The following is a 21336-nucleotide window of genomic DNA, read 5'->3' as shown; positions in this document are numbered from 1 at the left end:
CACGTCGACCCGGTCGGGTGGGACCTAGAGGCCCAGGAAGTGCACGCCGCCGTCGACGAACACCATCGAGCCGGTGGTCGCGGGGAACCAGTCGGACAGCAGGCCGCACACGGACTGCGCGACCGGCGTCGGGTCGTCGACGTTCCAGCCGAGCGGGGCCTTCTCGGCCCACATGGCCTCGAGGTCCACGAAGCCGGGGATGGACTTGGCGGCCATCGTCCGCACCGGGCCCGCGGACACGAGGTTGACGCGGACGCCGTGCTCGCCGAGGTCGCGGGCGAGGTACCGGTTGATCGACTCGAACGCCGCCTTGGCCGGGCCCATCCAGTTGTAGGCGGGCCACACCTGGCGGGCGTCGAAGTCGAGGCCGACGATCGAGCTGCCGCGGGTCAGGAGCGGCAGCGCGGCGGCGGCCAGCGCCTTGTACGAGTACGCGGACACGTGCATCGCCGTGGCCACGTCCTCCCACGGCGCGTCCATGAACGGCGCGCCCAGGCAGCTCGGCGGCGCGTAGCCGACGGCGTGGACGAGCCCGTCGAGGCCGTCCACGTGCTCGCGCACCCGGTCGGCCAGCGTGTCGAGGTGCTCCTGGTTCTGCACGTCGAGCTCCACGACCGGCGCCGGGTTCGGCAGCCGCTTCGCGATGCGCTCGACCAGGCTCATCCGGCCGAAGCCGGTGAGCACGACCTGCGCGCCCTGCTCCTGCGCGACCTTGGCCACGTGGAAGGCGATCGACGCGTCGGTGATCACCCCGGTGATCAGCAGTCGCTTGCCTTCGAGCAGTCCCGTCACTTACTTCCTCCGTAAACGTGGTTGTACAAGATCAGTGGCCCATGCCGAGGCCGCCGTCGACCGGGATCACCGCGCCGGTGATGTACCCGGCGGCGTCGGAGGCCAGGAACGCCACGGTGGCGGCGATCTCCTCGGGCGTGGCGAACCGGTTCGCGGGCACCGAGCCGAGGATCTGCTTCTTGCGGTCGTCGGTGAGCTTGTCGGTCATGTCCGTGGTCACGAAGCCGGGCGCGACCACGTTCGCGGTGATGTTGCGCGAGCCCAGCTCGCGGGCGATCGACCGGGCCATGCCGACGAGCCCTGCCTTGCTGGCCGCGTAGTTGACCTGGCCGGGGCCGCCGAGCAGGCCCACGACCGAGGAGATGAACACGATCCGGCCGTAGCGCTTGCGCAGCATCCCCTTGGACGCGCGCTGCACGACCCGGAACGCGCCGGTCAAGTTGGCGTCGAGCACGCGCTCGAACTGGTCGTCGCTCATCCGCAGCAGGAGCGTGTCGTCGGTGATGCCCGCGTTCGCGACGAGCACCTCGACCGGCCCCTGGTGCGCCTCGATCTCGGCCAGCGCGGCGGTGATCTCGTCGCCGTTCGTCACGTCGCACTTGACGCCGAACAGGCCTTCGGGGGCGCCGGAGCCGCGGTGCGTCACGGCGACCTTGTCACCCTGCGCGGCGAAGGCCTGCGCGATTGCCAGGCCGATACCCCTGTTGCCCCCGGTGACCAGAACGGACCTCGACACGGTGCTCCCATCGCTGCTGGTTGATGGGCGCGAGGCTATCCGTTACCCCCGAGTACCCCGGCATCGGCGGACCCGGATCACAATCGTCCGGGTGAGCGAACTATCCGATCGGTTGCGCGCCGAGGTCTCCGGCGACGTGCTGACCAACTCGTCGTCCCGCGCCGTCTACTCGACCGACGCCTCCAACTTCCGCCACGTCCCGGCGGTCGTCGTGCGGCCCAGGACGGTCGACGACGTGCTGGCGGCGGTCGCGCTGGCGGTCGAGCACGGCGTGCCGGTCACGAACCGGGGCGCGGGGACCAGCATCGCGGGCAACTCGGCGGGGCCCGGCGTGGTGCTGGACTTCGCCCGGTACCTCGACCGGGTCGTGGAGGTCGACCCGGACCGGCGGCTGGCCGTGGTCCAGCCGGGGGTGGTGCTGGACCGGCTGAACGCGGCGGCGGCCCCGCACGGGCTGCTGTTCGGGCCGGACCCGTCGACGCACTCGCGGTGCACGCTGGGCGGGATGATCGGCAACAACGCGTGCGGCGCTCACTCTGTCGCGTGGGGCAAGACCAGCGAGAACGTCGAGGCGCTCGACGTGCTGCTGCCGGACGGGACGCGGTTCGACACGCGCACGCCGCCCGCGCTGCCGCTCCCGGCCGTCGACCCGGCGTGGTTCCCGGCACTGGGCCGCCGGGTGTCCGGGTACGCGCTGGACGCCCTGCCCGACCTCACGCGGGCGCTGGTGGGCACCGAGGGCACCTGCGTGACGGTGCTGGGCGCGACCGTGAAGCTGGTCGAGGCGCCGGAGCAGCGGGTGCTGGCCGTGCTCGGGTTCGCGAACACCTACGACGCCGCCGACAACGTGATGGCGCTGCGCGAGTACGACGTGCTGGCGCTGGAGGGCATCGACGCGGGCATGGTCGCCGTCGTGAAGCAGCGCACCCCCGACTCCCCCGCGCTCGCGCTGCTGCCGCCCGGCGCGAGCTGGCTGTACGTCGAGTGCCGCGACGAGGAGACCGCGCAGCGGGTGGCGTCGATCGCGCCGAACTCCGTCGTGGTGACCTCGCCCGCGCGGCAGCGGCTGCTGTGGCGGATCCGCGAGGACGGCGCGGGGCTGGCGACCCGGATGGCCGACGGCACCGAGGCGTGGTCGGGCTGGGAGGACGCCGCCGTGCCGCCGGAGCGGCTGGGGAGGTACCTGCGCGAGTTCGACGCCCTGCTCGCCGGGCACGGGCGGCGCGGCCTGACCTACGGGCACTACGGCGAGGGCTGCGTGCACGTGCGGATCGACTTCGACTTCGCGTCGGGCTACCGGGCGTTCCTGGAGGAGGCGGCCGACCTCGTCGTCTCGCACGGCGGCTCGATCTCCGGCGAGCACGGCGACGGCCAGGCCCGGTCGGAGCTGCTGGCGCGGATGTACCCGCCGGAGGCGCTGAAGGCGTTCGGGAGGTTCAAGGCCGCGTTCGACCCCCGCAACCTGATGAACCCCGGCCGGATCGTGGACCCCGCGCCGCTGGACGCGGACCTGCGCGTGCTCGTCGCGCCCGCCCGCATCCCGACCCGCACGGCGCTCGCGCTGCACGCCGACGGCGGCGACATGGCCGCCGCGACCCGGCGGTGCGTCGGCGTCGGCAAGTGCCTCAACCACAGCGGCGGCGTGATGTGCCCGAGCTACCGCGTGACCCGCGAGGAGCGGCACTCGACGCGCGGGCGGGCGCGGCTGCTGTTCGAGATGCTCAACGGCGACGTGGTGGAGGACGGGTGGAAGTCCACCGAGGTCCGCGACGCGCTGGACCTGTGCCTGGGCTGCAAGGGGTGCAAGCGCGACTGCCCGGTGGACGTGGACATGGCCACCTACAAGGCCGAGTTCCTGCACCAGCACTACAAAGGTCGGGTGCGGCCGTTGGCGCACTACTCGATGGGCTGGCTGCCGCTGTGGCTGCGGCTCGGGCTGGTCAACCGGCTGACCTCCCGGTTCCCGAGGCTCGCGGGCCTGGCCCCGGAACGCCGGATGCCGGTCGTGGCGAAGAGGTCCTTCCGGGCCACGTTCCGGTCCCGGAAGACCGACGGCCCGAAGGCGCTGCTGTTCACCGACACGTTCACCAACCACTTCGAGCCGTCGATCGGCCACGACGCGGCGGCCGTGCTCACCCACCTGGGGCAGCGGGTGGAGATCCCGAGCCGCACCGTCTGCTGTGGACTGACGTGGCTGTCGACCGGCCAGCTCGGGATCGCCCGCCGGGTGCTGCGCCGCACCGCCCGGATCCTGCGCAAGCACACCAGGGCCGGGACCCCGGTCGTGGGCCTGGAGCCGAGCTGCACCGCGTTCCTCCGGGGCGACGCGCTGGAACTGGCGGGCGACGACCCGAACGTGGTCGCGCTGGCCGCCGCGACCCGGACGTTCGCCGAGCACGTGGCCCCGTCGTTGGACGGGGTGCCCGGCGACGGGAAGGCCATCGTGCAGACGCACTGCCACCAGTACGCCGAGCTGGGCTTCGACGCCGACCGCGAACTGCTGGCGAAGTCCGGGGTGGCCGCGGAGGTGCTCGACGCCGGGTGCTGCGGCCTCGCGGGCAACTTCGGTTTCGAGCGCGGGCACTACGAGGTGTCGATGGCCGTGGCCGAGCAGGCGCTGCTCCCGGCCGTGCGGGCGGCCGACGCGGACACCGCCGTCGTGGCGGACGGGTTCAGCTGCCGCACGCAGGTGCGCGAGGGCAGCGACGTCGAACCGGTGCACTCGGCCACCGTCGTCGCACGGGCACTGGGGCTGCGCGACTGACCTCTGTCACAAAAGCCCGCCCGGTGTCGTCTTCCTGTCGTGGCCCCCGGTCCGGGGGCTGCGGCACACTGGAGAGGCGGATCGACGCCGGGGGGTGCGTCCACCCTTCCGGCCGCCGCGGTCCGGACTTGGGGGTACGGGTCATGAAGATCGCCACCGCCGCCGACGAGCGCTACCACCTCGCGGGCGGCGTCCGAAAACAGCTCAACAAGGTCTTCCCGACGCACTGGTCGTTCCTGCTGGGCGAGGTCGCCCTCTACAGCTTCGTCGTGCTGCTGCTCTCGGGCGTCTACCTGGCGCTCTTCTTCGACCCGTCGATGGAGGAGGTCGTCTACGACGGGTCGTTCACGAACCTGCGCGGCATGGAGATGTCCCGCGCGTTCGCCTCGACGCTGGACCTCTCGTTCGAGGTGCGCGGCGGGCTGTTCGTCCGCCAGGTGCACCACTGGGCGGCGCTGCTGTTCATGGCGGCGATCGTCGTGCACCTGCTGCGGGTGTTCTTCACCGGCGCGTTCCGCCGTCCGCGCGAGCTGAACTGGGTCATCGGCGTCGCGATGTTCCTGCTCGGCTGTCTGGAGGGCCTGTTCGGCTACTCGCTGCCCGACGACCTGCTGTCCGGCGCGGGCCTGCGGATCACGGCGTCGCTGCTGCTGTCGATCCCGGTCATCGGCACGTGGATCCACTGGGGGTTGTTCGGCGGCGAGTTCCCCGGCACGGAGGTGCTGCCGCGGCTGTACGCGCTGCACGTGCTGGTGATCCCGGCGGTCCTGCTCGGGCTCATCGCGGTGCACCTGACGCTGGTCTGGTACCAGAAGCACACGCAGTTCCCCGGTGTCGGCCGCAAGGAGACCAACGTCGTCGGCGTGCGGATCCTGCCGGTGTTCATGATCAAGAGCGGTGTGTTCCTCGCGGTGGTCGTCGGCGTGTGCGCGATCATGGGCGGGCTGTTCCAGATCAACCCCGTGTGGAACTTCGGGCCGTTCAACGCGGGCCAGGTGTCGGCGGGCACGGTGCCCGACTGGTACATGGCGTGGACCGACGGCCTGCTGCGGCTGTGGCCCGCGTGGGAGGTCTACCTCGGCGACCACACGATCCCGGCGGCGTTCTTCCCGTTCCTGGCGGGGCTGCCGCTGCTGACCGGGCTCGCGGCGTGCTACCCATGGATCGAGCGGCGGCTCAGCGGCGACCGCGCCCACCACAACCTGCTGCAACGGCCGCGCGACGTGCCGGTGCGCACGTCGTTGGGAGCGATGGCGCTGGCGTACTTCTTCGTGGCGCTGCTGTCCGCCGCGAACGACGTGATCGCGCACGCGTTCGACGTCTCGCTCAACGCGGCGGTGTGGGCGGGCAGGCTCGGGCTGCTGCTGGTGCCGCCGCTGGCGTACTTCGTGACCTACCGGCTGTGCCTGGGGCTCCAGCACTCCGACCGCGCGGTGCTGGAGCACGGGATCGAGACGGGGATCGTGAAACGCCTGCCGCACGGGGCGTTCATCGAGGTGCACCAGCCGCTCGCCGACCGCCCGCTGGCCTACCAGGGCGCGCCGGTGCCGAAGAAGATGAACCGGCTCGGGTCCGCCGGATCACCGGCGCCCGGCTCGTTCTTCACCCCCGACCCGAGGGAGCTGGAGCGGTAACGTCCACTGTGGACGACGAGAGTCGTTGTCCGGCACACGATCAGGTGCACTTCCCGTGGTGGTTGGGGAAGCGCGCGGGCGCTCTGCGAGCATGGTTCCGATGATCGAGAGCCGCCCCCGAAGAAACCACCTCCGCTCCGTGCCGCCCGTCGTGGCCGATCCGGTGAACTCCTTGCTGCACCTGGACTCCAGCCATTCGGGCAATTCGGTCAGCAGGCACCTGACGTCGTTGTACGCGGACACCTGGCGCGAGCTGCACGGCTCGGCCGGGTACCGGCACCGGGACGTGGCGGGCGACCCGGTGCCGCTGATCGGCCCGGCGTACTGCGCCCTCGCCCGGCGGCTGGAGACGCAGCCGCGGCCGGTCCCGCTGAACCGGGTGGACTCGCTGGTCTCGAACACCGCGGAGAAGCACGAGTGGGCGCTGACGAGGCCGCTGGTGGAGGACCTGCTCGCCGCGGACACCGTGCTGCTCGGCGTTCCGGTGTACAACTTCTCGCTGCCCGCCTCGCTGAAGGCGTGGATCGACCGCGTGACGGTGCCCGGCGTGTTCGTCGACCCGGACACCGAGGACAGCCTGCTGCGCGGCACCGAGGTCGTCGTGGTGACCGCGCGGGGTGGACGGCACCGGCCGGGCTTCGACTTCCAGGAGCCGTACCTGCGCGCGTACTTCGGCGACCTCGGCGTGCCCGAGGCGAACCTCCGGTTCGTGCACGCCGAGATGACCCGCGCCCCGGACAGCGCGCGCCCGTCCCGTTTCCAGGCGTTGGGCGCGGAGTCGCTGGCCGCGGCGCGGGTCGCGGTGACCGAGCTGGCGGGCCGCACCGGTCAGGCCTTCGCCTCCTCCAGCGTCGAGTCCTTCGACGTCTCGCGCATCGAGCCGTAGACGAGCAGCGAGACCAGCACGCACCCCGAGACGTACCAGTAGAACCACGACTCGTGCCCCGCCGACTTCAGCCCGAGCGCCACGTACTCCGCCGTGCCGCCGAAGATCGCGACGGTGAGCGCGTACGGCAGCCCGACCCCCAGCGCCCGGATGCGCGTCGGGAACAGCTCGGCCTTCACGATCGCGTTGATCGACGTGTACCCGGTCACGACCACCAGCCCGGCCAGCATGAGCAGGAACGCGGGCACGGCCTCGCTGGTGGACGCCAGCGTCGTCAGCAGCGGCACCGTCCCGACCGCGCCGAGCACGCCGAACCCGAGCAGCAGCGGCCGTCGTCCGATCCGGTCGGACAGCCCGCCCGCGAGCGGCTGGATCACCACGAACACCAGCAGCGCCAGGAAGTTGATCCAGCTGACCGTCGCCGCGTCGATGCCGCTGGTGTTGATCATGAACTTCTGCAGGTACGTCGTGTAGGTGTAGAACGCCACCGTCCCGCCGAGCGTCAGCCCGACGACCAGCAGGCACTCCTTGGGGTACTGGAGCAGCGCCCGCAACGACCCGCGCGTCTCGGCCGTCCGGCCCTCACGCTGGAAGCTCTCGGACTCGTCCATGCTGCGCCGCAACCACATCACGACGAGCGCCCCGGCGGCCCCGACCACGAACGCGATCCGCCACCCCCACGACTGCATCTCCTGCTTGGACAGCACCTGCTGCAACACGATCTGCACGCCCAGCGCCAACAACTGGCCCGCCGTCAACGTGACGTACTGGAAGCTCGAGTAGAACCCCCGCCTCCCCTTCGACGCCACCTCGGACAGGTAGGTCGCCGACGTGGAGTACTCCCCGCCCACCGAGAGCCCCTGGAGGAGCCGCGCCGTCACGAGCAGGATCGGCGCCGCCACCCCGATCGTCGCGAACGACGGCGTGAGCGCGATCATCAACGACCCCAACGCCATCAGCGACACCGACAGCGTCAACGCCGCCCGCCGCCCGTGCCGATCCGCGTAGCGGCCAAGCAGCCACCCGCCCAACGGCCGCATCAGGAACCCGACCGCGAACACCGCCGCGGTGTTCAACAACTGCGCGGTCTGATCCCCCTTCGGGAAGAACGCCGCCGCGAAGTAGATGCTGAAAGCCGTGTACGCGTACCAGTCGTACCACTCGATCAGATTCCCGATCGACCCGCGCAGAACATTGGCGACGACCCGCCGCTCCGACGTCCCGCGCACTGCCTCGACTGCCATAGTCGCCTCCCGGTGTGATCACCCACACCATCCGGGCGCCGACAGGACCACGACAAGGCACGTCGGGACTTCTTTGCAGTCCCTTAGGACGATGTCAGTCACCGGAATCCTCACGGAGTACTCGATCGGCGGCGTATACGACGTGGCGGTCGCCGAAGGCCGGTTCACTCCGACTCGGCCGCGCCACGGCACGGCACGGCACACCGGATCATGTAGCCGGTTTCTCGCCGGGCTTCGAGCACGTACACCTGACGGACGGACAGCCGTAGGCACAGACGAGCACTCACGTCGTGTGGAGCGCTGTCATGCCGATTGTCGCGTCGTCGCAGCGTACGCATGTGCCCACGAGCGCAGGGTTCCTGCGGCATGTTCTCGACATGTCCAGGTTCCGGCTGCGGACTTTCACCCTGTCAGGCAGATGAGCGCGTCCGCAGCGAGTAGTCGCACCTCGCACCAGTCACTGTCACCGAACCAGGCCGCATCCGAAGTCGTGGTGCCTTGGCGATCCGACACGGCGACGACCGCCGCCACGACCTCCCGGACCACGTCGGCCTCCTGGCTGTTGCGGAGAATCGTCCCGATTGACGCGGCCGGGTCCACCAGATCCCACGCAGTGTCATCGACCAACCCGTGGACAGCGTTGATGAGGTCGGACCATCGAGTACCTCGATCCCCACCGTCCAAAACCGGAGGCTCTGCTGCGAGCGTCCTGAGTGCGGAGAGCACATCCTCACGCCGCCCAGGCCATCCGACATCCACGAGCCCATGGTGGCAGACATCATCATGAGTCCCCACGTGCTTTTCCAGCAGGCGTAACGTCCTCTCATGCCGCGAAGCGCGTGCTCAGCTGAGATCTCGTGTGGGGTCACTACCGACGGCAGTGGGCCGACAACCCTGCCACAGGTCCCCTCAACCGCAAGCAACACATGCGATTCCGCGTCGATGCGGACACGCACCACAACGAAGTCGGTACTGAACCACGAGACCCGGCCCGGCCGCAGCACGAATCGTCGACGAGAGACAACTGGCCCGACACCGCTCAGAACAGCGTCGCGGGCTCGACCGGCTCGGGCTCGGGCAGTGCTTCGAGGTCGGGCACCAGTTCCCGCACGTCGTCGTGGAACCGGCGGGCGAGCGCGGGCGCGCAGTCGTTGTCGGGGGTGTGCAGGAAGACCGTCGGCGACCGGCCCTCGTGCAGCCAGTCCGCGACCACCTCGGTCCACGGCCGCCAGCCCTCGACCGTCTCCTCGACGGAGTCCCGGCCCAGGTAGCGGACGACCGGCTGGTCGGTCAGCGCCCGCGTCCGCCGCGGCAGCCGCGGTTTCTTGCCCCAGGCCTCCTGCTCGGCCTCGCTCGTCGGCGGGTTCTCGAAGAACACCGTGGTGTCGAACGGCACCCACTCGGCGTCCGCGTCGGCCAGCGCCCCCTCCAGTAGCGACGTCGAGCGCGCGTCGGTGAAGAACGCGGGGTGGCGCACCTCCACGGCGCGACGGCGGTCGACGGGGAGTCTGCGCAGGAAGCGACCGAGCGCGTCGACGTCCGAAGGGCCGAACGAGCCGGGCAGTTGCGTCCACAGGACGGCCCGTTCGCCGAGGGGTTCCATCGCGTCCAGGAACGCCCGCATCTCGGTCTCGACCCCGACGAACCGGCGCTCGTGCGTGACGACCTTGGGCAGCTTGACCACGAACCGGAAGTCAGAGCCGGTCTGCTGCGCCCACTTCACGACGGTGTTCCGGGCGGGAGTCGCGTAGAACGTGGTGTTGCCCTCGACCGCGTTGCACCAGCCCGCGTAGGCCCGCAGGGCCTCCCCGGCGGGCAGCGGCCGCGGCAGGAACCGCCCCGGCCACGCCTTGTGGTTCCACATCGCGCACCCGACGTGCAGACGTGCCACGCCGTCAGCTCCCCTCGACGCGCTCGGCCAGCGACACGACGATCCCCTCGGGCCCGCGGACATACGCCATGCGCCACACGCCCTCGTACTCGCCGATGCCGCCCACCAGGCCGTACCCGAGCGCCGCGGCGTGGTCGACGGCGGCGCGCAGGTCGTGGACCTCGAAGGCAACGTTGCGCAGCCCCAGTTCGTTGGCGGGTGCGGCGGGCGACCCCGGCAGGTGGTCGGGACGGGTGAAGCTGGAGAGTTCCAGCGTCGTGCCACCGCCGGGCGGGCGGAGCATGACGATCTCGGTTCGGGCGTCCGTCATGCCGATCACCGTGTCCAAGAACTCGCCCTCGACGGCCATCCGCGGATCGGCCTCCAGACCGAGGGCGACGAAGAACGCCGTCGCGGCGTCGAGGTCGGCGACGGTGATGCCGACGTGGTCGAAACGCCTGATGAACGTCACGGGGTCCCCTTTCTGCGAGATCGTCATTCTGCCGCAGACTGGGGGCATGACGATCCCGTTGATCATCGACACCGACCCCGGCGTGGACGACGCCTTCGCGCTGGCGCTGGCGGCGCGCAGCCCCGAGGTGGACCTGCTGGGCGTCACGACCGTGTTCGGCAACGTGTCGATCGACCACACGACCCGCAACGCCCGGCGCCTCCTCGCGCTCCTGGGCAGCGACTCCCCCGTGGCCAGGGGCGCGGACCGGGCGCTGGGCGACGTCAGCAGGCCGGACGCGCGGCACGTGCACGGTGACGACGGCCTGTCGGGCAAGGCGTTCACGCTGCCCGAGGACGACCGGATCGACGCCCGCGACGCCGTGGAGTTCCTCCGCGACACGATCGACAGCAGCCCGACCCCGGTCACGATCGCGGCGATCGGCCCGCTCACGAACATCGCCCGCCTGCTCGACACGCACGCGGGCCGCGTCGGCAGGCTCGTCGTCATGGGCGGCGGCCTGACGGGCGGCAACGTCACGCCCCACGCGGAGTTCAACATCTGGAGCGACGCCGAGGCCGCCCACCGCGTGTTCGCCGAACGCCCCGTCCTGGTGCCGATCGACCTCACCCGCCGGTGCGCCGTGGACGGCGCGTGGCTGGAGTCGCTGACCGGCCGGATCGGCACCACCCTGGCAGGCCTGACGACCCGCTACCGCGAGTTCTACCTGGAGGCGAACGGCATCGACGGCATCCTCGTCCACGACGCCGTTGCCGTCGCCGAGGCGATCAATCCGGGCATCCTGACCACCCGCCCTCACCTGCTCGCCGTGGACACCGCGAACGGCGACACCCACGGCGCGATCGTGCCCGGCACCCACCCGGTGGACGTCGCCGAGGACACCGACGTCGAAGCCCTGCGCGCCTTCCTCCACGAGCGGCTGAGCGGCTCCTAGAGCCGGGGCAGGTACGCGGCGACCTCGGCGATGGCGTCCAACGTGTCGTGGTCGAACCCGCTCCCGACGGCGTTCTCGGCCTCGGCCACGGTGACCGACCTACCATCGCGGTCGCTGCCGTACCGCAACCCGGTGAACTCGACGTCGGCCAACTCCAGCACCGGGGCCCCCAACGGCCGGATGTCGCCACTCCCCTGCCGCCCCATCAGCGCCTCGAAGTCCCGCGCGTCCCCAGCCGTGCCCAACCCGACCCACACCACCGAGACGACAGCGGTGTTGCCCGCCTCGTCAACGATGGCGAACATCATCCGTTCCAGCGAAGAGCAGCGCGTGCGGGTGAAGAACTCCCGCACCTCCCCGAACGAAGCCGCCACGCACTCGACCTGCTGCCGAACGCTCTGCCGCACCTGCCGAAGCCCCATCCGCTGCCAGGCCCCGTGGTTGTCCCCTTTCCGAGCCGCCTTCTGCCCCTCGGCCTTCCGAGCCCGCAACTGCACGGACACCTCAGTGCCCGCGACCTCCCCGGCCACGGCCCCACCACTCAGCGACACGGCCCCACCGGCGGACGCGAACACACCCAGTGCCACCACACCCGCGACGACCGCCCCCGTGCCCTTGTTCTTGATGAACACAGGTTTCCCGTTGATGGTTTTCCACCCCATGACGACACCCCCTTGTGGACAGAGAAGCACCGAAAGATCGCCGACAACGCGCAGAAATGCGGCTTTCGGGGGTTTTCCGACCAAGGTCGACACGGCCGGATGCCCCGTTCCCGTAGTCCGGAACTTGGGCCGATGGGACCAGCCGAAGGTGTTTCGTGGTCGATATGTTCGGTTCCCTGGGGGGATTTCGTCGCTTTCGGCTCGCCGCCGCCACCGTCTGCTGGGCGCCTCCCAGTCGCGCATCCGGGTGGGTGTGCTTCCTGGAGGGAGAGGTGGCTGGTGCGATCCACACGATGGCACGGCAGGCGGTGGGGCGTCTCGCTCGTCGCTTTCGGTTTGGTGGTGGGGTCCGCGCACGTGGCCGTGGCCGCGCCGGGCGGGTCCGCGAAGGGGTTCGTCACGCGGGAGGTCGGGTCCGTCACGTTGATCACCGGTGACCGGGTGGTCGCCGGGCAGGGAGCCGGGGCGATCACGCCCGGTCCGGGGCGGGAGAAGGTGGTCTTCTCCACGTACACCGCGCGCGGGCACCAGTACGTGGTGCCGCGGGACGTCGCGCCGCTGTTGGCGTCCGGCAAGGTGGACCGCAGGCTGTTCGACGTCACGGAGTTGATCGCGTCGCGCTACGACGACGCGCACCGCGACACCCTGCCGTTGATCATCACGCCCGCGCGGGGGTCGTTCACCGCGACGACCGTGGCCAAGGCGACGACGGCGACGTCGTGGCAAGCGCTTACCGCCGGGGACTTCGGCACGATCTGGCTGGACGGCCTGCGGCAGCCCACGTTGGACCGGAGCGTGCCGCAGATCGGCGCCCCGACCGCGTGGCAGGCCGGGTACACGGGCACGGGCGTGAAGGTCGCCGTGCTGGACACCGGTGTCGACGCCAAGCACCCGGACCTGGTCGGGCGCGAACTGGTCGAGAAGAACTTCACCGAGGACCCGGACAACACCGACCTGGTCGGGCACGGCACGCACGTCGCCGCCACCATCGCCAGCACCAACGCCAAGTACCGCGGTGTCGCCCCCGACGCGAAGATCCTCGACGGCAAGGTGTGCATGACGTTCGGCTGCGCCGAGTCGTGGATCCTCGACGGCATGACCTGGGCCGCCGAGCAGGGGGCCGACGTGGTCAACATGAGCCTCGGCGGCGGCGACTCCCCGGAGATCGACCCGCTCGAAGCGGCCGTGAACACGCTGTCCGCCCAGTACGGCACGCTGTTCGTGATCGCCGCGGGCAACGCGGGCGGTACCGAGACCGTCGGTTCGCCGGGCAGCGCGGACGCCGCTCTCACGGTCGGCGCGGTCGACCGCGAGGACGGCATCGCGCCGTTCTCCAGCCGCGGTCCACGCACCGGCGACGGCGCGGTCAAGCCCGACATCAACGCGCCGGGCGTGGACATCGTGGCCGCGAAGTCGTCCACGGGCTCGATCGGCACCCCGGCCGGTGACGGGTACGTGTCCATGTCGGGCACGTCCATGGCGACCCCGCACGTCGCGGGCGCGGCGGCGTTGATCAAGCAGCAGCACCCGACGTGGACCGGTGCGCAGGTCAAGGCGGCGCTGGTCGCGTCGGCGAAGCCGAACCCCGCGCTGACCGCGTACGACCAGGGCGCGGGCCGGGTCGACCTGACCAGGGCGATCACCCAGACGGTGACCACCGAACCGGCCACCGTCGGGCTCGGGCTCCAGCAGTGGCCGCACGACGACGACGTGCCGGTCACCAAGGACGTCACCTACCGCAACGCGGGAACGACGGCCGTGACGCTGGACCTGGCGCTCGACGTCAAGGGTCCGGACGGCAAGCCCACCAGCGTGTTCTCGGTGAGCCAGGAGACGGTCACGGTCCCCGCGGGCGGCGAGGCGAAGGTGTCCGTCACCGGCGACACCAGGGCGGGCACGGTCGACGGCGGCTACTCCGGCTCGCTCGTCGCCACCTCGGGCACGACCGCGGTCCGCACCCCCGTCGGCGTCGTCCGCGAGGCCGAGAGCTACCAGCTCACGCTGAACTACACCGGCGAGGACGGCGCACCGTCGTCCACGTACTCGACGTTCCTGTTCGGACTCGACAGCGGCACGGTCCACTTCCCGTTCGACGGGGACGGTTCCGCGACGCTGCGGGTGAAGAAGGGCCGGTACTACGGCTCGACGGTCCTCCAGACCGGCGACCGCGTCGCCGTACTGGCGAGCCCGGAACTGGACATCACCGAGGACACCACCGTCGACCTCGACGCACGGCTCGCGAAGCCGATCGCGGTGTCCCTGCCGGACCCCGCGGCGACGCCCGACTTCGGTGACGTCAGCGAGTCGCGGACGGTCGACGGCGTCGGCGTGTTCGGGTCGACGGGCTTCCGCGGCGGTTTCGGCGGCAAGACCTCGATCGCCAACGTCGGCCCGGCGGTGACCACCGGCGAGTACCGGGCGATCATCGGCGCGCACTGGACCGGGACGCCGGTGAACGGCACACCGGTCCGCTACCGGTCCGGGAAAGCGTTCCAGGGCAAGGCTCCCACCGGCTACACCCACGTGCTGGCCAAGCGGGACTTCGCCGAGGTCCGGACACGGGTCGGCCCGTCCACACCGGGTCGGGCGGCCACGCTCGGGTACGCGGCCGTCGGCCCCGAGGGCGCGGGCGGCGGGTGGGCGACCCCGGTCGCCGCGCCGGGCGAGGTGGTCGACCGGCTCGCGGGCGACGGCGTCCAGTGGCGCGGGTCGTTCCGGGTGACCGACGAGAGCAACCCGGACTCGGCGTTCGACACCCTCCTGTACAGCGGGCCCAAGGCATACACGCCGGGCAGGCAGTACCGGGAAACGCTGAACACGGCGGTGTTCGGGCCCGTGCTCCAGCCGAACGGGTACCACCTGGCCAGAGCGGAGGACACGCTCTACGTCGACGTGGCGCTGTTCGGCGACAACTCGGGCAACCGCGGCTACTCGGCGTTCGACACCGCCCGCACCACGCTGTTCCGCGAGGGCGTGAAGGTCGGCGAGACCGCGTCCGACGCCTACGGCCAGTTCCCCGTCCCCGCGGCGAGGAGCGCGTACCGGTTGGAGACCGAGGTGACCCGCAGCAAGGTCTCCGACGTGTCCACGAGGGTGAGCGCCGCGTGGACGTTCCGCTCGGCGCACGCCGGCGCCGAGGCGCTGGAACCGTTGCCGCTGACGCTGATCCGCTTCCAGCCGAAGCTCGACGCCGCGAACACCGCGCCCGCGGGCAGGCCGCTCCGGGTGCCGCTGGTCGTGCAGCAGAACCCCGGCGCCGACAACGGTCGCGTCGGGCGGATCTCGGTCGACGCGTCGTTCGACGACGGGAAGACCTGGCGGCGTGTGCCGGTCGTGGGTGACTCGGCGCTGGTGCCCGGTGGCCCGGCGGGCGGCTTCACGTCGTTGCGCGCCAAGGCGACCGACAGCAGGGGCAACTCCGTGGAGACCACGCTGATCCGGGCGTACAAGATCGCCAAGTGAGTCAGGCGGGCCCGTGGCGGAACGTCGCCGCGGGCCCGTCTAGCCCTCGGCGGCGATGCGGTCGAGCCACTCGCCGAGCAGGTGCCGTTCCCCCGCGCTCAACGTCGTCTCCGGCAACGCGGCCCGTAGCGCGCGCGCCGCACCCGCCGGTCCGGCGTCGACTACGGCGGACTTCTCGTTCGTGACGGCGGCGACCATCGCTTCCCGCATCGCGGTCAGCAGGGCCGGGTCGCGCCGGTCCTCCGGCAGCGACAACCAGGTGAGCACCGCGCCGCGCGCCGTCGCGTGGATGAGGGACGCCGCGAGCCGCTCGTCGACCCGCAACCACCCGCCCGCCGCGAGGCGGTGGATCCGCTCCACCAGGATCCGCATGCCCGCCTGGAACGCGGCCGACGTCGTGCCGCGCCGGGGTTCGCCGTACATCAGCGCGTACAGCGACGGGTTGGCGAGACCGAACTCCACGGCCAGGTCCCACCCCGCCCGCAGGTCCTCCACGGGGTCGTCCGGCGAGGTGTCGACGTGCTTGGCCGCGAGGAACGCGGTGTAGCCGTGCTCGGCCACCGCGTCCAGCAGCCCGTCCTTGTCGCCGAAGAGGCGGTAGATCGTCGGCGGCTGCACCCCTGCCGCTGCCGCGACCGCGCGCGTGGTCACGGCGTCGCCGCCTTCGCGCGCGAGCAGGTCCGCAGCGGCCTCGACCACCCGGACGCGGATGGGCTCCCGACCTGGCTCCTCGTGCATGTATCGATGGTACCGCCCGCAGTGGACCGTTGATATTATCGGTGATAACGTCGAGTTGTTTCCAATGGAAACACAACGACGAGGAGCAGATCATGACCGAACGACTCCGCATCACCGCCCTCGAGGAGCACGTCGCACTGCCGGTCGTGCTCGACGCGTGGACCCGCGCCGGAGTGCCCCGGATCCCCCAGCTCGGCTACGGCGACGAGCCCTTCGCCCGCCGTCTGCGGGACGTCGGCGAGGGCCGGATCGCCGACATGGACGACCAGGGCGTGGACGTCGCCGTGCTCTCCCTGGCCTCACCGGGCGTGCAGAACCTCACCGCCGCCGACGCCGTGGCCGTCGCGCGCGAGGCGAACGACGCGCTCGCCGAGGTCGTGGCCACCCACCCGGACCGCTTCCAGGCGTTCGCGACCATCCCGACCCCCGACCCCGAGGCCGCCGCCGCGGAACTGGAGCGCGCGGTCACCCGGCTCGGGTTCCCCGGCGCGATGCTGTACGGCCGCACCGGCGACAAGCCCGCCGACGCACCCGAGTTCGACGACCTCTACGCCACCGCCGCCCGCCTCGGCGTGCCGCTGCACTTCCACCCGCAGACGCCGGTCCAGCCGGTGCTCGACGCGTACTACTCGGGGTTGGGCCCGGTCGGCATGGGCCTGGCGACGGCGGGCCTCGGCTGGTACTACGACCTGGGCGTCCAGTACCTGCGGATGATCTTCTCCGGCGTGTTCGACCGCCACCCGGACCTCCAGGTGATCGCCGGTCACTGGGGCGAACTGGTCCTGTTCTACCTGGACCACACGGGGATCATGGCGCACAACGCGCGCCTGGAACGGCCGCTGGTCGACTACTTCCGGCAGAACTTCTGGATCGCGGGCAGCGGCACCGTGAGCGAGCGGTACCTGCGGTGGACGGCGGAGGTCGTCGGCACCGAGCGGATGGTCTACTCGACGGACTACCCGTACACCTTCGGCACCCGACCGGGCGGCTTCCCGTTCCTGGACACCAGCGGCGGGGTCGCGCGGTCGTTCCTGGAGCACGCCCCGTTCACCGAGGCCGAGAAGACCGCCATCGGCTCCGGCAACTGGGACCGGCTCACGACCGGACTCGGTGCGAACCTGGGCTAACCCGGCCACCGGACGTGCACGTCGTCGATGCGGAACGGGTGGGCGTGGCGGGGGCCGCCCGCCGTCACGAGGTGGTGGTGGTTCGGGTCGAGGTCGTGGTGGTCGTGTTCCACGACCTCCGGGTCGTGGACCGGCCAGAGGCGGATCGCCGCCAGACCCGCCCCGGCCGTGATGACGGCCAGCGCCAGCAGTGCGGCGGCCAGGCCCGCCGTCGCCCCGACCCACCCGGCGAGCGGGTAGCAGAGCAGCCAGCAGGCGTGGGACAGGGCGAAGTCGGCGGCGAACAGGGCCGGGCGGTCGCCCGCGTCGGCGGAGCGGCGCAGCAGGCGCGCGGCGGGCGTGAGCACGAGCGCGCTGCCCGCGCCGACCACCGCCCACAGCGCCAGGAGCGCGGGCCAGCGCCACGCACCCGACAGCGCCAGGACGGGCACCGCGGCGACGAGCGCGGCCGTGAGCAGGAACGCGGCGCGCACCATCACGGTCCGGTCGGCGTGGCGCTCCAGCACCCGCGGCAGGACCAGCGCGACGACCAGCGAGCCGCACCCGTTGGCGCCCAAGGCGATGGCGACGTCGGCGGCGCCGCGGCCGAGGAGGTCGCGGACGGACGTGACGGTGTTGACGAACACCATCGACCCGGCCGCGGCCACCGCGAGGTGGACGGCGAGCAGGCCGCGCAGGCGTGGCGTGGCCAGGTAGACGCGGACGCCCCCGCGGCGGACCCGGCGGGCCGGTCGCGGTGACGGCAGCAGCACCGACACGACGAACGCAGCCGACGCCAGGAAGCCCAACGACGTGCCGAGGAACAGGTGGTCGAAGCTGACCACGGCCAACGCCGTGGCGGCCAGCAACGGGCTGAGCAGGCTCTCCAGGTCGTAGGCCAGGCGGGACAGCACGAGCGCCCTGGTGTAGTCGCGCTCGTCGGTGAGGACGTCCGGGATCGTGGCCTGGAACGCGGGCGTGAACGCGGCGGACGCGGCTTGCAACAGGAAGACCAGCAGGTACACCTGCCAGACCTCGTGCACCCACGGCAGGGCGAGCGCGATGCCCGCCCGCACCAGGTCGAGGCTCACCAACAACGTCCGCCGGGGCAATCGGGCCGCCACCACCGCCGCCACGGGGGCGACGGTCACGTAGGCGACCATCTTGATCGCCAGCGCGGTGCCGAGCACGGCCCCCGCGTCGGGCCCCGCCAGCCGGTGGGCCAGCAGGCCGAGCGCAACCGTGGCCAGGCCCGTTCCGGTCAGGGCGATGACCTGGGCCGTGAACAGGCGCCGGTAGGTCCGGTTGCCGAGTACGCCGAACATCGTGCTCCCGAGTGGTCCTCGTGGCGGGACGCCGGCACTATACGTGCTCATGTACGCACGCGACGACGTTGCAACTACCACCGACTGGCAGCAGCTACCGCCTGGCGAGCACGTCGACGCGGCTGTGGACGTGTTCCGGATGCTCGCCGATCCGACGCGGCTGAGGATGCTCTGGCTGTTGTGCGGCGACGACTACGACGTCACGACGCTGGCCGCGGCGGTCGGCATCGCGCGCCCCGCGGTGTCCCAGCACCTGGCGAAACTGCGGCTGGCGGGCGTGGTGTCGACCCGGCGGGACGGGCGGCGGGCGGTCTATCGGGCCCGCGGCGGCCACGTCCGCCGGCTGTTGAACGAGGCGGTGCAGGCGGTGGACCACCACCTGACCGGCACCCCCGACCACGATTGACGACCGCCGACGCCGCTCCGGTGGGGCGTCGGCCTCCCTGCGTCACTCGGCCGGGGAACGAGCACGGGGTCAGGCCGCGTACGACGCGCGCAGACCGGGGACCGGGCCGCTGCTGCAGTGCACGCTGAAGGCCAGGAAGTCGAGCTGCCTGCCGTTCGTCGGACGGTCGAACTCGAAGATGACCAGGTCCGCCTCGTCGGTCAGGGCGAGGATGTCCGTGGAGCGGGTGGTGGCGTTCATGTCGTTCTCCCCTTGTGTGCGGCTGGCGTTCCTTGCTGCTGGGGAGAAGTCTGCTGTTCCGGCGAACCCGCCGGTAGTTAAGGCATAACGCGCTCAAACGTGAAGTTCTCACACCCCGGACGGGCGTGGAACGGGTGCGCTCGACGTGGCCGCCGCGTAGGGTGCCGCGGCCCGCCGAGCACGCCGCTAGCGCTCCAGCACGATGACCGGGATCAGCCGGTCGGTCTTCTTCTCGTAGTCGGCGAACCCGGCCATCTCGGACACCATGCCCGCGTACAGCCGGTCGCGCTCGGCCCGGTCCGTGACCTCCCGCGCGGTGGCCTCGAACTTCTCCGTCCCGACCTCGACCGTGACCCGCGGGTTGGCCTTCACGTTGTGGTACCAGTCCGGGTTCTTGTCGGCCCCGCCGTACGACGCGGCGATGACCAGCCGCTCCCCGTCCCGGCTGCTCACCAGCGGCGTGGTCCGCGGCTCCCCGCTCTTGGCCCCCACCATCGTCAGCAGCACCAGCCGCTTCCCCTCGAACGGCCCGCCGACCACACCCGCGTTCGCGTGGAACTCGTCGATGATCTTCTGGTTCCAGTCAGCCGCTTCGCCAGCCATGCTGCCCTGCCTCCTCGGAGTCGTGTGGAATCAACGTACTTCGACGCCGGTAGAATCGCTGAGGGACAGGAGGTGCGGCACGTGACGCGAGCGGCAGGCAAAACGCAGCGAGCCGACGCCGCACGCAACCGCGAACGCCTCCTCACAGCAGCGGTCCGCGCTTTCACGCGCGACGGCCTGGACGCCACGGTCAAGTCGATCGCCGACGACGCGGGCGTAGGCGTGGGCACCCTCTACCGCCACTTCCCCACCAGGGACGCCCTCATCGAGGCCGCGTACCGCAACGAACTGGACCGCCTCTGCGACGCCGCGGACACCCTGCTGACCACCGAACCACCGGCCCAAGCGGTCCGCACGTGGATGGGCCGTTTCATCGACTACACCACGGCCAAGTACGGCATGGCGGAAGCCCTCAGAGCCATCACAGCAGCGGGCGCGAACCCGTACGCCCACAGCCGCGACCGCCTCATCGACTCCCTCACCACCCTGCTCACAGCAGCCGCCAAGGCGAACACGATCCGCCAGGACACCACCCCAGAAGACCTTCTGACAGCCCTCTCCGGCGTAGCGATGGCCGTAGGCACAGGCGACCAATCCCGCCGCACCCAAGCCGACCGCGTCCTGGACCTGCTGGCAGACGGCCTCCGCCCGTAAAACCCCTCGGACGAAGGCCGCCGCCCTTTCACAGCGCGAGCGCGGCCTCCACTTTGGCCACGACAGCACCCTCGGCGTCCACAACCCGCCCATCGGCCTGAGCGACTTCCCGACAAATCGCCACCACAGCAGCAGAAAACGCCGACACCTCCCCAGGCGCCTTCACCGCAAGAATCCCCACACACCGCCGCAACGCCTCAAGGACCCCGACCTCCACATCGGACACGGACCCGGCAGGCAACTCGGGCACCCCACCCTTGATCACCTCACGCAGCTCGGGCGACAAGTTCTCCATCGCCTTGGCCCCCGCGTAACTCTCCTTGTCGAGCGCACCGGGATCAGCAGTGGACACCAACACCATCGCACCAAAAACAGCGGTACGAAAAACCCGACCTTCGTCTTCCGTGTACTCAGCCATACACACACCCTAAAGCCCACCCACACCCAACCAACCGATCTACCACCCCCGGCCAGTCGACACCAACTAGCGCACAGCTTTCCGGCCCCGACTCAACTCGCACCGGGACTGACCGTCATGCCCTTGAGCCCTCGCCCCAACTTGCACCGATCGGAACTGCTCTCTCCGTCTTCCGGCCCCCGGCCGGCACTCGCACCGCGCGGGACTGGACTAAAAATCTTCCGGCCCCCGGCCGGCACCGGCACCGCGCCCCAACCGCACCGTGCCGGCAGGTTCTTTTAACCCCCAACCCTGGCGGCCCCCGATTGTTTTTGCGCCCCCACCCTCTTTCGCTTTGTCAAGGCGTCTTTCCAGCCTTGACAAAGCGAAAGAGGGTGGGATAATCGGCGC

Annotated in this window: 20 protein-coding genes; 8 read left to right on the top strand and 12 right to left on the bottom strand. The window is 71.0% G+C overall.

The features are described from left to right. Positions 1-24 precede the first annotated feature (24 nt). The gene (gene fabI / locus ACFWW9_RS31295) at positions 25-792 is read right to left on the bottom strand and encodes an enoyl-ACP reductase FabI (protein ID WP_390385378.1); all 768 of its coding nucleotides are present in this window, start codon (positions 790-792) and stop codon (positions 25-27) included. Positions 793-823: 31 nt separating this feature from the next. Next, positions 824-1528, bottom strand: a complete 705-nt coding sequence (gene fabG, locus ACFWW9_RS31290; protein WP_390385376.1) for a 3-oxoacyl-[acyl-carrier-protein] reductase — start codon at positions 1526-1528, stop codon at positions 824-826. A gap of 91 nt (positions 1529-1619) precedes the next feature. On the opposite strand from fabG, the gene ACFWW9_RS31285 reads away from it, so the two are divergent. The 3 genes from ACFWW9_RS31285 (at position 1620) to ACFWW9_RS31275 (ending at position 6812) form a co-directional block, all read left to right on the top strand. After that, positions 1620-4292 (top strand): FAD-binding and (Fe-S)-binding domain-containing protein, encoded by a 2673-nt coding sequence (locus ACFWW9_RS31285; RefSeq protein WP_390385374.1) that lies wholly within the window; start codon positions 1620-1622, stop codon positions 4290-4292. A gap of 143 nt (positions 4293-4435) precedes the next feature. Continuing rightward, entirely contained in the window at positions 4436-5926 is a 1491-nt protein-coding gene (locus ACFWW9_RS31280; RefSeq protein WP_390385372.1) for a cytochrome bc complex cytochrome b subunit, read from the top strand. A 100-nt stretch (positions 5927-6026) separates the two neighbouring features. Continuing rightward, positions 6027-6812 (top strand): FMN-dependent NADH-azoreductase, encoded by a 786-nt coding sequence (locus ACFWW9_RS31275; RefSeq protein WP_390385370.1) that lies wholly within the window; start codon positions 6027-6029, stop codon positions 6810-6812. Here the strand turns inward: ACFWW9_RS31275 and ACFWW9_RS31270 are convergent. The 4 genes from ACFWW9_RS31270 to ACFWW9_RS31255 form a co-directional block, all read right to left on the bottom strand. Next, complete coding sequence (locus tag ACFWW9_RS31270; protein ID WP_390385369.1) at positions 6755-8056, bottom strand: MFS transporter; 1302 nt, start codon at positions 8054-8056, stop codon at positions 6755-6757. The genes ACFWW9_RS31275 and ACFWW9_RS31270 overlap by 58 nt on opposite strands. 402 nt (positions 8057-8458) lie before the next feature. Then, entirely contained in the window at positions 8459-8815 is a 357-nt protein-coding gene (locus ACFWW9_RS31265) for a hypothetical protein (RefSeq protein WP_390385368.1), read from the bottom strand. A gap of 280 nt (positions 8816-9095) precedes the next feature. Then, positions 9096-9920 (bottom strand): DUF72 domain-containing protein, encoded by an 825-nt coding sequence (locus ACFWW9_RS31260; protein ID WP_390385412.1) that lies wholly within the window; start codon positions 9918-9920, stop codon positions 9096-9098. A 31-nt stretch (positions 9921-9951) separates the two neighbouring features. Further along, positions 9952-10398: a VOC family protein gene (locus tag ACFWW9_RS31255; RefSeq protein WP_390385366.1), complete on the bottom strand. Its 447-nt coding sequence runs from the start codon at positions 10396-10398 to the stop codon at positions 9952-9954. Between the two features lie 46 nt (positions 10399-10444). Between ACFWW9_RS31255 and ACFWW9_RS31250 the strand changes: the two genes are divergently transcribed. After that, positions 10445-11332, top strand: coding sequence for a nucleoside hydrolase (locus tag ACFWW9_RS31250; RefSeq protein ID WP_390385365.1), 888 nt, complete (start codon positions 10445-10447; stop codon positions 11330-11332). On the opposite strand, the gene ACFWW9_RS31245 is transcribed toward ACFWW9_RS31250, so the two are convergent. Then, positions 11329-11994 (bottom strand): hypothetical protein, encoded by a 666-nt coding sequence (locus ACFWW9_RS31245; RefSeq protein WP_390385363.1) that lies wholly within the window; start codon positions 11992-11994, stop codon positions 11329-11331. The genes ACFWW9_RS31250 and ACFWW9_RS31245 overlap by 4 nt on opposite strands. Before the next feature lie 279 nt (positions 11995-12273). Here ACFWW9_RS31245 and ACFWW9_RS31240 point away from each other — a divergent pair, with 279 nt between their 5' ends. Continuing rightward, complete coding sequence (locus ACFWW9_RS31240; protein ID WP_390385361.1) at positions 12274-15456, top strand: S8 family serine peptidase; 3183 nt, start codon at positions 12274-12276, stop codon at positions 15454-15456. Positions 15457-15495: 39 nt separating this feature from the next. On the opposite strand, the gene ACFWW9_RS31235 is transcribed toward ACFWW9_RS31240, so the two are convergent. Beyond that, a complete protein-coding gene (locus tag ACFWW9_RS31235; RefSeq protein ID WP_390385359.1) occupies positions 15496-16194 on the bottom strand; it encodes a TetR/AcrR family transcriptional regulator in 699 nt (232 codons plus the stop codon). 92 nt (positions 16195-16286) lie between these two features. Between ACFWW9_RS31235 and ACFWW9_RS31230 the strand changes: the two genes are divergently transcribed. Continuing rightward, positions 16287-17321, top strand: coding sequence for an amidohydrolase family protein (locus ACFWW9_RS31230; RefSeq protein ID WP_390385357.1), 1035 nt, complete (start codon positions 16287-16289; stop codon positions 17319-17321). Here the strand turns inward: ACFWW9_RS31230 and ACFWW9_RS31225 are convergent. Next, a complete protein-coding gene (locus ACFWW9_RS31225; protein ID WP_390385355.1) occupies positions 17318-18625 on the bottom strand; it encodes an MFS transporter in 1308 nt (435 codons plus the stop codon). The genes ACFWW9_RS31230 and ACFWW9_RS31225 overlap by 4 nt on opposite strands. 49 nt (positions 18626-18674) lie before the next feature. On the opposite strand from ACFWW9_RS31225, the gene ACFWW9_RS31220 reads away from it, so the two are divergent. Continuing rightward, complete coding sequence (locus ACFWW9_RS31220; protein ID WP_390385352.1) at positions 18675-19031, top strand: ArsR/SmtB family transcription factor; 357 nt, start codon at positions 18675-18677, stop codon at positions 19029-19031. Between the two features lie 69 nt (positions 19032-19100). Here ACFWW9_RS31220 and ACFWW9_RS31215 read toward each other — a convergent pair whose 3' ends face one another. Both ACFWW9_RS31215 and ACFWW9_RS31210 read right to left on the bottom strand, forming a co-directional pair. Beyond that, positions 19101-19271 carry a hypothetical protein gene (locus tag ACFWW9_RS31215; RefSeq protein WP_390385350.1) on the bottom strand — a complete coding sequence of 57 codons (171 nt, stop codon included), beginning with the start codon at positions 19269-19271 and terminating at the stop codon, positions 19101-19103. A 186-nt stretch (positions 19272-19457) separates the two neighbouring features. Beyond that, positions 19458-19874, bottom strand: coding sequence for a nitroreductase family deazaflavin-dependent oxidoreductase (locus ACFWW9_RS31210; RefSeq protein ID WP_390385348.1), 417 nt, complete (start codon positions 19872-19874; stop codon positions 19458-19460). Positions 19875-19955: 81 nt separating this feature from the next. Between ACFWW9_RS31210 and ACFWW9_RS31205 the strand changes: the two genes are divergently transcribed. Further along, positions 19956-20528, top strand: coding sequence for a TetR/AcrR family transcriptional regulator (locus ACFWW9_RS31205; protein WP_390385346.1), 573 nt, complete (start codon positions 19956-19958; stop codon positions 20526-20528). A gap of 28 nt (positions 20529-20556) precedes the next feature. Here the strand turns inward: ACFWW9_RS31205 and ACFWW9_RS31200 are convergent, their stop codons facing one another. After that, on the bottom strand, positions 20557-20946 hold the full coding sequence (locus tag ACFWW9_RS31200) for a hypothetical protein (RefSeq protein ID WP_390385344.1): 390 nt from the start codon (positions 20944-20946) through the stop codon (positions 20557-20559). Between the last annotated feature and the right edge of the window lie 390 nt (positions 20947-21336).

The organism is Umezawaea sp. NPDC059074 (assembly GCF_042738955.1).
GTDB lineage: Bacteria > Actinomycetota > Actinomycetes > Mycobacteriales > Pseudonocardiaceae > Umezawaea.
Note: the sequence above shows the minus strand (reverse complement) of the source record. Positions and strands in the feature narration are given on the sequence as shown.

Bases quoted from the DNA above. Each gene is read 5' to 3' on its own strand.
- ACFWW9_RS31280 (WP_390385372.1), top strand. From the start codon at position 4,436: ATGAAGATCGCCACCGCCGCCGACGAGCGCTACCACCTCGCGGGCGGC.
- ACFWW9_RS31275 (WP_390385370.1), top strand. From the start codon at position 6,027: ATGATCGAGAGCCGCCCCCGAAGAAACCACCTCCGCTCCGTGCCGCCC.
- ACFWW9_RS31270 (WP_390385369.1), bottom strand. From the start codon at position 8,056: ATGGCAGTCGAGGCAGTGCGCGGGACGTCGGAGCGGCGGGTCGTCGCC.
- ACFWW9_RS31260 (WP_390385412.1), bottom strand. From the start codon at position 9,920: ATGTGGAACCACAAGGCGTGGCCGGGGCGGTTCCTGCCGCGGCCGCTG.
- ACFWW9_RS31250 (WP_390385365.1), top strand. From the start codon at position 10,445: ATGACGATCCCGTTGATCATCGACACCGACCCCGGCGTGGACGACGCC.
- ACFWW9_RS31245 (WP_390385363.1), bottom strand. From the start codon at position 11,994: ATGGGGTGGAAAACCATCAACGGGAAACCTGTGTTCATCAAGAACAAG.
- ACFWW9_RS31235 (WP_390385359.1), bottom strand. From the start codon at position 16,194: ATGCACGAGGAGCCAGGTCGGGAGCCCATCCGCGTCCGGGTGGTCGAG.
- ACFWW9_RS31230 (WP_390385357.1), top strand. From the start codon at position 16,287: ATGACCGAACGACTCCGCATCACCGCCCTCGAGGAGCACGTCGCACTG.
- ACFWW9_RS31225 (WP_390385355.1), bottom strand. From the start codon at position 18,625: ATGTTCGGCGTACTCGGCAACCGGACCTACCGGCGCCTGTTCACGGCC.
- ACFWW9_RS31220 (WP_390385352.1), top strand. From the start codon at position 18,675: ATGTACGCACGCGACGACGTTGCAACTACCACCGACTGGCAGCAGCTA.
- ACFWW9_RS31215 (WP_390385350.1), bottom strand. From the start codon at position 19,271: ATGAACGCCACCACCCGCTCCACGGACATCCTCGCCCTGACCGACGAG.
- ACFWW9_RS31210 (WP_390385348.1), bottom strand. From the start codon at position 19,874: ATGGCTGGCGAAGCGGCTGACTGGAACCAGAAGATCATCGACGAGTTC.
- ACFWW9_RS31200 (WP_390385344.1), bottom strand. From the start codon at position 20,946: ATGGCTGAGTACACGGAAGACGAAGGTCGGGTTTTTCGTACCGCTGTT.